General features: G+C 67.2%; 11 protein-coding genes. 3 read left to right on the forward strand and 8 right to left on the reverse strand.

Annotation, left to right across the window (positions count from 1 at the left end):
• On the forward strand, positions 1-2787 hold a 2787-nt coding region (locus tag AC1DIN_RS18070), incomplete at its 5' end, for an aminotransferase class III-fold pyridoxal phosphate-dependent enzyme (RefSeq protein WP_476810790.1).
• A 28-nt stretch (positions 2788-2815) separates the two neighbouring features.
• Here the strand turns inward: AC1DIN_RS18070 and AC1DIN_RS18075 are convergent.
• The 7 genes from AC1DIN_RS18075 to AC1DIN_RS18105 all read right to left on the reverse strand — a co-directional run bounded on the left by AC1DIN_RS18075 (position 2816) and on the right by AC1DIN_RS18105 (position 9590).
• Positions 2816-3847 (reverse strand): amino acid ABC transporter permease, encoded by a 1032-nt coding sequence (locus AC1DIN_RS18075; RefSeq protein ID WP_476810791.1) that lies wholly within the window; start codon positions 3845-3847, stop codon positions 2816-2818.
• Positions 3848-3912: 65 nt separating this feature from the next.
• A complete protein-coding gene (locus AC1DIN_RS18080; protein ID WP_476810792.1) occupies positions 3913-5106 on the reverse strand; it encodes an ABC transporter permease subunit in 1194 nt (397 codons plus the stop codon).
• Positions 5103-5645, reverse strand: a complete 543-nt coding sequence (locus tag AC1DIN_RS18085) for a protein-tyrosine phosphatase family protein (RefSeq protein ID WP_476810793.1) — start codon at positions 5643-5645, stop codon at positions 5103-5105. Before AC1DIN_RS18085 ends, AC1DIN_RS18080 begins: the two co-directional genes overlap by 4 nt.
• 11 nt (positions 5646-5656) lie before the next feature.
• Positions 5657-6283 (reverse strand): GntR family transcriptional regulator, encoded by a 627-nt coding sequence (locus AC1DIN_RS18090; RefSeq protein ID WP_476810794.1) that lies wholly within the window; start codon positions 6281-6283, stop codon positions 5657-5659.
• A 2-nt stretch (positions 6284-6285) separates the two neighbouring features.
• Complete coding sequence (locus AC1DIN_RS18095; protein WP_476810795.1) at positions 6286-6888, reverse strand: protein-tyrosine phosphatase family protein; 603 nt, start codon at positions 6886-6888, stop codon at positions 6286-6288.
• A 51-nt stretch (positions 6889-6939) separates the two neighbouring features.
• The gene (locus tag AC1DIN_RS18100; RefSeq protein WP_476810796.1) at positions 6940-7983 is read right to left on the reverse strand and encodes a transporter substrate-binding domain-containing protein; all 1044 of its coding nucleotides are present in this window, start codon (positions 7981-7983) and stop codon (positions 6940-6942) included.
• Between the two features lie 374 nt (positions 7984-8357).
• Positions 8358-9590: a benzoate/H(+) symporter BenE family transporter gene (locus AC1DIN_RS18105; RefSeq protein WP_476810797.1), complete on the reverse strand. Its 1233-nt coding sequence runs from the start codon at positions 9588-9590 to the stop codon at positions 8358-8360.
• Between the two features lie 112 nt (positions 9591-9702).
• Here AC1DIN_RS18105 and pdxR point away from each other — a divergent pair, with 112 nt between their 5' ends.
• Together pdxR and AC1DIN_RS18115 are read left to right on the forward strand one after the other, a co-directional pair.
• Positions 9703-11193 (forward strand): MocR-like pyridoxine biosynthesis transcription factor PdxR, encoded by a 1491-nt coding sequence (gene pdxR / locus AC1DIN_RS18110; RefSeq protein ID WP_476810920.1) that lies wholly within the window; start codon positions 9703-9705, stop codon positions 11191-11193.
• 70 nt (positions 11194-11263) lie between these two features.
• Positions 11264-11710, forward strand: a complete 447-nt coding sequence (locus tag AC1DIN_RS18115; RefSeq protein WP_476810798.1) for a PaaI family thioesterase — start codon at positions 11264-11266, stop codon at positions 11708-11710.
• A gap of 121 nt (positions 11711-11831) precedes the next feature.
• Here AC1DIN_RS18115 and AC1DIN_RS18120 read toward each other — a convergent pair whose 3' ends face one another.
• Positions 11832-11975, reverse strand: a complete 144-nt coding sequence (locus tag AC1DIN_RS18120) for a hypothetical protein (protein WP_441472229.1) — start codon at positions 11973-11975, stop codon at positions 11832-11834.
• Positions 11976-12127: the final 152 nt, after the last annotated feature.

The following is a 12127-nucleotide window of genomic DNA, read 5'->3' on the forward strand; positions in this document are numbered from 1 at the left end:
CTGCTTTCCACCGAAGGCAACCGCTTCTGGCAGAACGTTGCGGATGCTGAAGGCCGCCAACGCATGGTCTGGGTCCAGCGCGCCTTTCAGGGCATCCCGATGGGTGAAGCCGGGCCGCAACCGCCTGCCGTCCTGTCCGAACTCGGCGCGCTGACCGCGCGGCTCGACCTCGCGCTGCGCGATTTCAAGGTCACCGCCGCGCCGGATGCCGCGAAATGGGACCTGACCCAGGCCGGCTGGATCAAGCCGCATCTCGATGTGCTGGAAGGCTCGCGCCGCAAGCTCGTGGCCGAGATCGTCGCGGCCTTCGAGGCCCTCAAGCCCGCGCTCGACAAGCTGCCGCGCCAGACCCTCCATAACGACCTCAACGACTTCAACATCCTCGTCGAGCCCCGTCTCGGCGAACCCGCCCGGATCAGCGGCCTGATCGATTTCGGCGACATGACCAATGGCCCGCGGGTCTGCGAGATCGCCATCGCCGCGGCCTATGCCATCCTCGACCACGAGACGCCCGAGGCCGCGCTCGCCGCTTTCGTCGCCGGCTATCATGGCGTCTCGCCGCTGAGTTCCGAGGAGATCGGCCTGATCTGGCCGCTTGTCCGGATGCGCCTCGCCGTCAGCGTCGTGAACTCGACGATCGAAGCCAAGGACCGCCCGAACGACCCCTATGTCACGATCTCGCAAGGCCCCGCCTGGCGGCTGCTGGAGAACCCCGCCATCGACGGCGAATTGATGGGCGCGCGCCTGCGCAATGCCTGCGGCCTGCTCGTCACCGACGCCGCCGGCCGTATCGCGAGCTGGATCGCCGGGCAGCGCGGCAATTTCGCGCCGGTGCTCGGCCGTTCGCTCGAAGGCCTGCCCGTCGGTTCGCTCGGCGTCGCCGAGGCGACGATCCCGCAGAACCCGTTCGAACTGCGCGCCGACGAAGCACGCAATCTCGGCACCGGGCTCGGCATCACCTCGCAGTGGTGGCTCGGCCAATATGGCGAGCCGCGGCTGGTCTATACCGACAAGGCTTTCCGCAAGGGCCGCTGGCTCGCCTCGAACCGTCGCACCATCCATATGGCGGTCGATGTCTTCGGCCCCGCCGGCGAGCCGGTCCGCGCGCCGCTGGCCGGCCGCGTCGCGCTGGCCGAGAACCGCAAGGGCCATCTCGACTATGGCGGCGTCGTCATCCTCGAGCACCGCACGCCCGCGGGCGATGTCTTCCACACGCTCTACGGCCATCTCGCCGCCGATGGTGCGGCCAAGCTGAAGCCAGGCCAGGAGATCGCGGCGGGCGAGGTCTTCGCGAAGCTCGGCCCGGCCGAGGAGAATGGCGGCTGGGAGCCGCATCTGCACTTCCAGCTCGCGCTGACGCTGGACGGCATGGGCCATGACTGGCCCGGCGTCGCCGATCCCGACGACTGGGCACTCTGGCAGGCGATCTGCCCGAACCCCGCCGCCCTGCTGAACCTGCCGGACGATGTCGTCGCCTATCAGGCGATCGACGAGGCCGCATTGCTGGCCGAGCGCAAGGCCCGTTTCGGTGCCAATCTCAAGCTGAGCTACAAGCGCCCGGTCACCTTCCTGCGCGGCTGGCGCCACCATCTCTTCGACGCGATGGGCCGGCCCTATCTCGACGCCTACAACAACGTGCCGCATGTCGGGCATGCCCATCCGCGCATCCGGGCCGTCGCGATGGACCAGCTCGCGCGGATGAACTCAAACACGCGCTATCTGCATCCGGCGCCGATGGCGCTGGCCGAACGCCTGACTGCCAAGCTGCCAGGGGAGCTGGAGGTCTGCTTCTTCGTCAATTCCGGGTCGGAGGCGAACGAGCTGGCGCTGCGCCTCGCCCGCGCCGCCAGCGGCGGCTACGACATCGTCACGCCCGATCACGGCTATCACGGCAACACCACCGGCGCGATCGACATCTCCGCTTACAAGTTCAACAAGCCGAACATGGGCGGCCGCAAGCCCTGGGTGCAACTCGTCGACGTCGCCGACGATTATCGCGGCCGCTTCCGCCGCGACGATCCCGACCGGGCGCTGCACTATGCCAAGCAGGTCGACGGCGCGCTCAACGCCATCGCGGAGCGCGGTGGCAAGGTCGCCGGCTTCATCGCCGAGACCTTCCCGAGCGTCGGCGGCCAGATCATCCCGCCGCCGGGCTATCTCGCGGCTGTCTACGAGCGCATCCGCGCCGCCGGCGGCATCTGCATCGCCGACGAGGTGCAGACCGGGCTCGGGCGCCTCGGCGACTACTATTTCGGCTTCGAGCAGCAAGCGGTGCAACCGGACATCGTCGTGCTCGGCAAGCCGCTCGGCAACGGCCACCCGATCGGCGCGGTCATCACCACCCGCGCCATCGCCGAGCGCTTCGCCGAAGGCCCGGAGTATTTCTCCACCTTCGGCGGCTCGAACCTGTCCTGCCGCATTGCCTCGGAAGTGCTCGACATCGTCGAGGACGAAGGTCTCTCGGCCAATGCCAAGGCGATGGGAGACAAGCTGCTCGCCGGCATGCGCGAGCTGATGGCGGACTATCCTTGCGTCGGCGACGTCCGCGGCATCGGCCTCTTCCTCGGCCTCGAGCTGGTCACGGATCGCGAGACGCTGGAGCCCGCGACCGATGCGGTCGCCCATGTCATGAACCGCCTGCGCGACATGCGCATCCTCGTCGGGCGCGAAGGCCCGGCCGACAACATCCTCAAGATCCGCCCGCCGCTCACGGTCGGCGCGGATGACGTCGAGATGATCCTCGACCGCCTCAGGATCTGCCTGAGCGAGGTCGAGGCCGCGCGCTGAAGGCGGCTCAGCCGGCAGGTCTGCATCATTATCGCCGGCGGCCGGAGCTCTTGGCCGCCAGCCGCCTGCCGACCCAGGACAGATAGGAACAGGACAACAGGAACCAGGCGCCGACGAAGACATAGGCTTCCAGCGCCTGGTGGCCCCAGGCCACATCGCTGAACGCCATCTTGGCGGTGGCGTTGAGATCGTGCAGCCCCAGCACGACGACGAGCGACGTGTCCTTGTAGGCGCCGATCGTGCTGTTCACCAGGGCCGGCATCGAGCGCTCGATCGCCTGCGGCAGCAGCACCCGGCGGGCGGTCGCCCAGAAGCCGAGGCCCAGCGAGGACGCCGCTTCATGCTGCCCTGCGGGCAAGGCGAGCAGCCCGCTGCGCACATCCTCGGCCAGGTAGGCGCCGTGAAACAGGACCAGCGCCACCAGCACCGCCGCGATCGGGCCGATGACCATGGTCTTGGGCAAGGTCAGCGGAAGGACGAAGACACCGACGAAGAGAAGCGTGACCATCGGCACGCCGCGCATGGACTCGACGAAAAGGCCGGCCATCCGCTTCAGCAGGCGATGCCGCGTCTGGTAGCGTGCAAGCGCGAGCAGGATGCCGAGTGGGAACGCCAGCGCCAGCGCGATCGCAGACAGCATCAGGAGCAGCGGCAACCCGTTCCAGCGCGTGGCGTCGACAGGGGCTAGCCGGAGCACTCCTCCGCCCATCAGCAGGAAACTCGCCAGAATGCCGGCGCCCCAGAGGCCGGCCAGGGTGGTCGCCTTCGGCCAGCGCCCGCTCACTGCCATCCAGCCCGTCCCGCCCGATAGCGCCAGCAGGATCGCCGAGACGAGGGCAGGGCGCCATTGCTCGTCGAACGGATAGGTCCCGAAGAGCATGAAGCGTGTCTTCTCGGCCCAGAACGGCCAGCACGCGCCGGTGGCCGCAGCGCATCGGGCGGCCTCGCCCCAGGGAGGAACCGCGGCGAGGATGAGCCAGCGCAGCATAGTCCAGCCGAGCCACAGAGCCAGCCCGGCGCTCGCCGCCGAAAGCAGCGCGGCGCCCGGCCTTGCGATCACGCCGGCGATCCATCGGGCCGGCCGCGGGGGCGCCGATCTGGGTGTCGCTGCCGGAAGGGTGATGCTCATCGGGCCCCCCGTCCTTCGCGGGCACGGATCCGGTCGCTCCACCGGTTCAGGACTCCGGTGAGGCCGAGGCAAAGCAGCAGATAGAGCGCCATGGTGATCAGCATGAGCTCCAGCGGCCGGAACGTCTGGTTGATGGCGGTGCCGCTGACGGACATCAGGTCCGAATAGCCGACGGCGATCGAGATCGACGTGTTCTTGAGCAGGTTGGCGAACTGGCTGTTCAGCGGCGGGATGACGGTCCGCAGCACCTGCGGGACGACCACAAGGCGGATGGTGCGGCCGCGTGTCAGGCCGAGGGCCGCGGCGGCTTCCATCTGGCCCGTCGGCACCGCCTCGATGCCGCCGCGCAGGACCTCGGCGATCTGTGCGCCATGGTAGAGCGCCAAAGTGACGACCACCGCGCAGAACTGGATGGAAATGCCGACGCCACCCTCCACCGCGAAGCCGGCAAGCACTGGCCGGCTAAGCTGCAGCGGCGCCTGCAACAGCAGCGCGAGGCCGGCCGGAACCACGAGGAAGAGTGCAAGCAGAACCGGCATGACCGGCGGCCGCTTCCCGGTCGCGGCCTGTCGCCGCCCCGCACGGCGCATCCAGAGCGTCGCCATCGTCGCGGCAAGCAGGAGCGACAGAACGAGCCAGATGCCGTTGCGCGGATCAGCGGCCAGCCAGGGGAAATAGATCGCCCTGTTGGAGATGAGCACAGGCCCCAGCGCGATCGCGCGCCGGAGCGTCGGCAGTCCGTTGACCGCGACGACGAACAGAACCAGCAGGATGAGGATCTTCGGCAGGTTGCGGAAGAGCTCGACATAGGCGAGCGCCAACAGCCGCGCGAGCGGGCTCGGCCCGACGGAAACCAGGCCGACCGCCAACCCCACCACGCAGGCGAGGATGAGGCTGACCGCCGAGACGAATAGCGTGTTGACAAGCCCGGCGAGGATGGCCCGGAGATAGCTGTCCTCGGCGTTGTAGGGGATCAGGCTTTCGCTGAGATCGAAGCCGGCCTGCTGCCAGAGAAAGCCGAAGCCCGGCTGCATGCCGGCAGCCGTCATGTTGGCGCGGACATTGATGGCGATGAAGGCGAGGACGAGAAGCAGTCCGCCTCCAATGAGGCAGTCGACCACGGGAAACGGGCGTTTCACCCGGGGAGGGCCGAGTGCGGGCGACGCGCCGCCAATGCTGGCGGAGCTCATGGTCGGCCCGTCCTGTCGATGCCGGAGAGTGCGGGATGCCGCATGCCTGCGGCAAGGCGGCAGACCAACTCCCTCTGGATCTCCGTTTCCGGCCCCGAGCCGGCCGCGGCGATGGCCGCCTTCGCTTCTTCCAGTCCCAGGCCGAGCGCGACGAGGATGCAGATGCCGACCATGCCGGTTCGCCCGATCCCGGCAGCGCAATGCAGGAACAGGCTCTGCCCCTGCAACAGGTCGCGGGCCGCCCGGTCGACGAGCGAGCGCAGCCCCTCCTCGTCCTCGGGAACGCCGAAATCGCTGATCGGAAACCCCGTCACGGCAATGGCGACGCCAGGCTGGAGAGCTGCGTAGTCCGGCGATTTCCGCGCGACCTCCTCCGGAGGCGCCAGGCAGATGATGCGGCTCACCTTCGCCTCGGCCAGCGCTTCGAGATCCTCGCGCAGCGGCCGTTGCCGGCCGGGCATGGGGCCGAGCCAGAGTGCGCCCGCGACGGCCGGCGGTAATCCTGCGCGGCGCAGGAACTGCGCCTGGGCGATACTCATCTCCTGCTCCGTCAATCCAGCGGTGCCTCGGCGGCGAGGCAATCGAGGACATCCCCCGGCGTCGCCGCCCGCTCCAGCAGAGCCATGGTGCTCTCCAGCCCGGCAAAGGCCGCTGCGGCGTCGTTCCGCACGGCTTGCATCCGCCAGCGGATGACACGCCAATGCATCGCGGCATGAGCTTCCGAGGCGATGGGGTCCCTGATGAGGCCGGACGCCAGTTCGAGCATCTGCGTGCGGATCTCGAAATAGCTTCCTTCCGGATCCGGCCCCGGGCTTCGCGCAAGCCCGGCAATCGTGCCTGCGAGGACACGGGCCGGGACGTCCAGTTTCGGTGCCGCGCAGCGCCGGCATAGCTGGAGCACGTCGGCGAGCATGGCGAAGTGCAGCCTCCGCTCGGCTGGCTGCAGCGGGCTGACCACCGTGCCGATGCCGGAGCGCGTCTCGAGCAGATGTTCGAAGGCCAGCCGCTGCAGGACTTGCCGGATCGGCGTCCGGCTGACGCCGAACTCCTGCGCCAGCTTGCCTTCGTGCAGCATGATGGAGGTCTCCGGGTCTTCGCGGCAGATCCGGAACCGGAGGGTCTGCAGCATCTCCTCGGCGCGCGCCGGAGCGGATCTCGGTGCCAGTTGTAGCGCCACGTTCAGAATTCCTCGTCTTGATCCCGCAGGAACGGGCTTCCGCCGGTCTGCGACTGTACCCAGGCTTCCTGGACCGGGCTTTCGACCGAGTCCGGAAAGGCGTTTCGAAGCCGGCCGAGCGCCTCGGGCGGCGTCAGCCCCTTCCAGCAGAGGATGGCGGCGGCGACCGTCCCGCTCCGCCCCGCGCCGTAGAGACAGCAGAGGGCGAGCGAGTGCCCGGCCACCATCTGGCGGTCCGCCATCGTCTCGATCCGCCGCCACGCCCGCAACCACGGCGCGCCGGGCGCTTCGTAATCGTCGATCGGCAACGCGATCAGAGCGATGCCTGCTTCCCTGGCCCTCTGCTTCAGCAGACTGCGCAGGCCGGCAGGGCATTCGTCGTCGCGAACCAGCAGGACGAAGAGCGCCGTGTCGAGGCGGCCGAGCTCCGCCAGGGTCACCGCGAGCGACTCAGGGTCGACCCAGCCACGGCCGCGATGGTCGATCGAGAGCCCGGGCACGCCGAGCGTGACGAGCCGGCCGCCGCCCGGGCAATCCACGACCGCCCGGATGGAAACGACGGACTCGATGTACTCGTCCGGCATCGTCTCGCTCGGCTGGACCAAGCGCGTTCTCCCTCGTGCGGCCGCCCCGAGCCAGCCGCCTCGGCATGCAGCTTATCGGATCGGATAGGCGTACATCAGGCCGCCATTGCGCACCGATGCGTTCTGGGTGCCTTCCCGCTTCAGCTTGAACGGCGTTGCCGGTCCGAGATTGCGGTCGAAGACCTCGCCGTAGGAGCCGACCTGCTTGACGACCTGATAGGCCCAGTCGGCCGGGAGCTTGAGCTTGGCGGCCATGTCCGCCGCCGCGCCATCCTTCGCGAACAGGCGCTGTACTGCCTTGGGCTGCTTGGCGAGATCGGCGACCGCCTTGTCGACGTTCCCGGAATTGATGCCGAGCTCGTCGGCGTTGAGCATGGCGGCGAAAGCCCAGCGCACCGCCTTCTGCAGCTCGTCATCGGGCTGGGTCGCGAGCGTCAGCGGCTCGGCCGAGATCACCTCGGGCAGGATCTCGTAGCTGTCCGGGTCCTTGGCGAGCTGGCGGTCGGCCGCGAGCGCCGTCAGGTCGGAAGCATAGGCATCGCACTTGCCGGCATAGAACGCCTGCAGGCGCGCAGTCTTATCGGCGATGTTCTCGATCTTGTAGGCCATGCCCTGCGCGGCATACCAATCGGCGATGTTGAGCAGCGTCGTCGAGCCGTCCTCGGCGCAGATGGTCGCGCCCTTCAGCTCCTTGGCGGACTTCACGCCGAGCGACTTCGAGACCATGAAGCCCTGCCCGTCGTAGAAGGTCGTCGCCACGAAGGCGAGGCCGGGATCGGCCGAGCGCGTGCCGGTCTCGGTGATCGAGCGTGAAGCCATATGGGCCTGCCGCGAGACGAGGCTCTTCAGAGCATCCGAAAAGCCGACTCCGCGGATATCGGCCTTGCTCGCGTCACCGAGGATCGCCGCCGCCGCCATCCGGCAGAAATCGGCGTTGAAGCCGCGGAACACGCCCTTGCTGTCGGGGATCGAGAAACCCGGTGCGCTCGGGCTGACGAGGCAGATCAGCTTGCCGCTCGACTTGATCTCGTCGAGCACCGGGCCGGCCTTGGCCGTCGAAAGCTGGAGCAGCGACGCGGCGCAAACCAACGCTGCCGCGAGTGAAGGGCGGATCATGGCGTTCCTCCGGTGACGATTATCGTTATACTTGTATACAGGTAGACACTAAGGCAGCCAGCTGCGCCTCTGTCAAGCAGTGGAAGGCGCGGTCTGCGCGCCGGGCCGGCGCCAAACGCGTCTATTGGCAGACACGCGAAGCAACACGCCCCAGCGCAAGCTCTATGGCGACGTTGCCCTGTGCCCGGGCTGCATCGTCTATCGCAAGGATCTGGCCTGATCACGGGGCCGTGCCCCTCCCGGGAGAGAGCGACCTCATCGGGCCGCTCTCTCCCGAGGCTCCGCAGTGCGCTTCTCGATCGCGAAATATCCTCGCCCTGACCGACGCGAGGAACGTCACCGGTTCCGGCGCGGGGCAGGCGGGTGGGCGGTCGTCACTTTGCGGCAGCCTTGCTCCCGGTCGGCCCGTTCCGTTGACTGCGCAGCAGGCCGCCGTTCAGAACGAGATGGGCGACGAGCCCGGCGACCAGGCCCCAGAACGCCCCGCCGATCCCGAGCAGTTTGATGTTCGCGGCCGAGGCGAGGAACGTGATGAGCGCGGCTTCGCGGGACGCCGGATCGGCCATCGCTCCCGCGAGGCTGCCACCGATCGTGCCGAGCAGCGCGAGGCCGGCCAGCGTGGTAATGAAGGTCGCCGGGAAGGCCATGAAGACGGCGGCGAGCGTGACGCCGAACACCCCGACGAGCACATAGAAGCAGCCGGCCGCGATGCCCGCGATCCAACGCTTCGACGGGTCTTCGTGAGCCTCCTTACCCGTGGCGATCGCGGCCGTGATCGCCGCAATGTTGAAGGCGTGGGAACCGAACGGGGCCATGACCAGTGAGCCGAGACCCGTCACGGTGACGATCGGATTGGCGCTGGTCTTGAAGCCGTCGTTTCGCAGCACCAGCATCCCCGGCATGTATTGGCCGGTCAGCGTGATGACGAACAGCGGCAGCGCGACGGACAGCAGCGTGTCCAGCGAGAACGCCGGCATGGTAAAGACGGGAGCTGCGAACGCCAGCTTGAGTCCGGACAGATCCACCCGACCCTGCATGAGCAAGAAGGTCAGCCCGATAAGCAGGATGCCGACCACGGCATAGCGCGCGGAGAAGCGCTTCAGCACGACATAGGCGATGACCAGCAAGCCGACGAGCAGCGGATCGACGCTCGCGCCACCGAACGCACCGATGCCGAATTGGAGCAAGATGCCGGCCAGCAGGCCCGAGGCGATGCCCGGCGGAATCAGCCGGATGACCTTCTCGAAATAGCCGGATAGCCCGAGCGCGACGAAGGCCGCCGCCGAGAGCATATAGGCGCCGACGGCCTCGGCGTAGGGTGTGGTGCCGAGCGCTGCGACGAGGAAAGCCGCTGCAGGCGTCGACCAGGCCGTGATGATCGGCTCGCGATAGCGCCAGCTCAGGAAGAGACCCGTCAGCCCCACGCCGATCGAAACCGACCAGACCCAAGAGGCCGTCAGCTCAGGACTCAGCCCCGCAACCTTCGCCGCCTGGAAGACCAGGATGAAGGTGCCGCCATAGTTGACGATGACGGAGATCAGGCCGGCGACGACAGGATGGGGCAGGTCGTTCAAGCGAATGGGTGAAGATGCGACACGGGACGACATGATCCTGAAAAATCTCCTGAAGCTCGGGACGCAGGGCCAACAAGTCGGATTGACACATAGTCAAACAATGGCTCGATGTTCCCATCCATTTTATTCGAGGGGATCAGACCATTTGTTCAGGCACTCTCAACTGGAAACGGTGAAGGCGGGGATGGCCCACCCCGCTCATGCGGCGATGCCGCTCCATGCGCGGATCCAGCGGGCCATCCGGCAATTGATTATCGATGGCGCGCTTGGACCGGGAAAACCCCTTCCGGCCTCGCGTGGGCTCGCCAAATCGCTGGGGGTGTCGCGCGATACGATCGAAGCAGCCTACGTCCGGCTCCATGCCGAAGGCTTCATCGATCGCCGCGTCGGGAGCGGCAGCTTCGTGGCAGAGATCACGGAGTTCACGCCCGGCCATCGCCTGTCCCAGCGGGATGCGCTGCTGCGCCACCAGGCTCCGAACCTCAGCAAGCGCGGCAATGCCATGTTCCGCAGCGGCGGGGTGCACGATACGCTGTCGCCCCGGCCCTTCTCGCCCGGCGTGCCGGAAACCCGCACCTTTCCTCTTCAGCTCTGGGAGAGGCTGGAACGGCAGGTGCGCAGGGAGGTCGGCACCCAGGCGCTGGCGCACGGTGATCCGCAGGGAACCGAACCGCTGCGCCGCGCCATCGCTGATTACGTGAACCTGGAGCGCGGCGCGCGCGCGACGGCCGACCGGGTGCTTGTCCTCACCAGTTCGCAGCAGGCCATGATGTTGTGCGCGAGCATGTTGCTCGATCCCGGCGACGGGATCTTCATCGAGAACCCGGCTTATCACGGCGCGCGCAAGGCGTTCGATGCGGCGGGCCTCGAATGCGTCCCAATCCGGGTCGACCGGCAAGGGATCGTCGTCGAGCAGATTCTGGCCCAGCCGCGCAAGGCGAAAGCCGTTTCCCTGACGCCTTCCCACCAGTTTCCGACCGGTGCGACGCTGGCGCTGGACCGCCGTCTGGCCCTGATCGAATGGGCGGCCAGGCATCAGGCATGGATTATCGAGGACGACTACGACAGCGAATTCCACTATGCCGGCAAGCCGACGGCCTGCGTGCAGGGGCTCGATCCCCACGACCGGACGATCTACATCGGCACCTTCACCAAGTCGCTCTTTCCGGGCCTGCGGATCGGCTATGTCGTGCTGCCGCCGCAACTCGTGAAGCCGATGACCATCGCGCGCACTCTCCTCGACGGGCATTCCGCCCCGATGGCGCAACTGACGCTGGCCCGCTTCATGGAGGGAGGGCATTTTGGCGCCTATGTCCGCACCATGCGCGGCATCTATGCGCAGCGGCTCGGTGCGCTTGTCGATCTCGTCCAGAAGCACCTGTCGGATTTTGTCGAGCCGCGCATTCCCATCGGCGGGCTGCAAATGCCCTGCCTGCTGACATGCGATCTATCCGAACGTGCTGCCATCGATGCTGGGCGGCGCGCCGGGATCGAGCTTCTGGGATTGTCGGCCCTTCACGCCACGGGTGATGCCGAGGCCGGCTTCCTGATGGGCTTTGCCGCCTCGACGCCCGCCGAGACCGAAATCGCAGTCAAGAAACTGGCGAATGCATTTCGGACAGTGGCGAAACTATAATGGCGGCTCAATCCCGCCCGGTTTCCAGCCGAATGGCAGCATGTCACGCTGCACTGCGGAGGACATTCAAATGAACGACGAGTCGGCGCGGGTTGATCAACGAATTCGGACCAGCTTCGCCAAGCAGGGGCTCATGGGCGCGCTCGGCGCAGTCGTGACGAGTGTCGCACCGGGACAGGTCGTGATCGAACTGGTGCCCAAACCGGAAATCTCGCAACAGCACGGCTTTGTCCATGCAGGTGCAGTCAGCGCCATTGCGGACAGCGCGGCGGGCTATGCCGCCCTCAGCACGATGCCGATGGACCGCGGGGTGCTCACCACCGAGTTCAAGATCAATCTCCTGGCGCCGGCGACCGGCGAGCGCATCATCGAGCGTGGCAAGGTCGTCAAGGCGGGGCGCACGCTGACGCTGGCCCAGACTGAGGTCTTTGCGGCTAAAGACGGAAATGAGCGATTGATTGCCCTGCTCACGGCAACTCTTATGGCCATCGAAGGCCGGGACGGCATCGCCGACTAGAAGGGGCCTCCCGCCCAAGCGAGGTATTCGCAGCGCCGGGGCGCCTTGACTCTTGCTACTCCCGGCCCGCCGAAGCCAGCGTGGCCAAGATCCGTGCGCGACAACTGACCCCGGCCGAATGTCAGATGCCCCTTCCGCCGCGCCGCAACCACGGTACCCAGTCCCACCATTGATTCATTGCCGCAACCGGGTCGTCGGCGGTGTCGATTGGCTGAACAAATGAAGATGCTTCGGGTTGACGGTCGCCTGCATCCGGCTTGGACATGCCGGCTTCCCCGCTCCAAGGCGCCGCGGTCCATCCCTCTGCCGAAAACGCAATGACAACTCCGGCCACAATCAGGCCAAGAGCTGAGACGAATAGAAGGATCATATCAGGTACCGACCTCTCGAAAACGGAACGAATCCAAGCCGGTCGTG

Source organism: Allobosea sp. 05T438, from assembly GCF_056396025.1.

Bases quoted from the DNA above. Each gene is read 5' to 3' on its own strand.
- AC1DIN_RS18105 (WP_476810797.1), bottom strand. From the start codon at position 9,590: ATGTCGTCCCGTGTCGCATCTTCACCCATTCGCTTGAACGACCTGCCC.
- AC1DIN_RS18120 (WP_441472229.1), bottom strand. From the start codon at position 11,975: ATGTCCAAGCCGGATGCAGGCGACCGTCAACCCGAAGCATCTTCATTT.
- AC1DIN_RS18080 (WP_476810792.1), bottom strand. From the start codon at position 5,106: ATGAGCTCCGCCAGCATTGGCGGCGCGTCGCCCGCACTCGGCCCTCCC.
- AC1DIN_RS18100 (WP_476810796.1), bottom strand. From the start codon at position 7,983: ATGATCCGCCCTTCACTCGCGGCAGCGTTGGTTTGCGCCGCGTCGCTG.
- AC1DIN_RS18085 (WP_476810793.1), bottom strand. From the start codon at position 5,645: ATGAGTATCGCCCAGGCGCAGTTCCTGCGCCGCGCAGGATTACCGCCG.
- AC1DIN_RS18115 (WP_476810798.1), top strand. From the start codon at position 11,264: ATGAACGACGAGTCGGCGCGGGTTGATCAACGAATTCGGACCAGCTTC.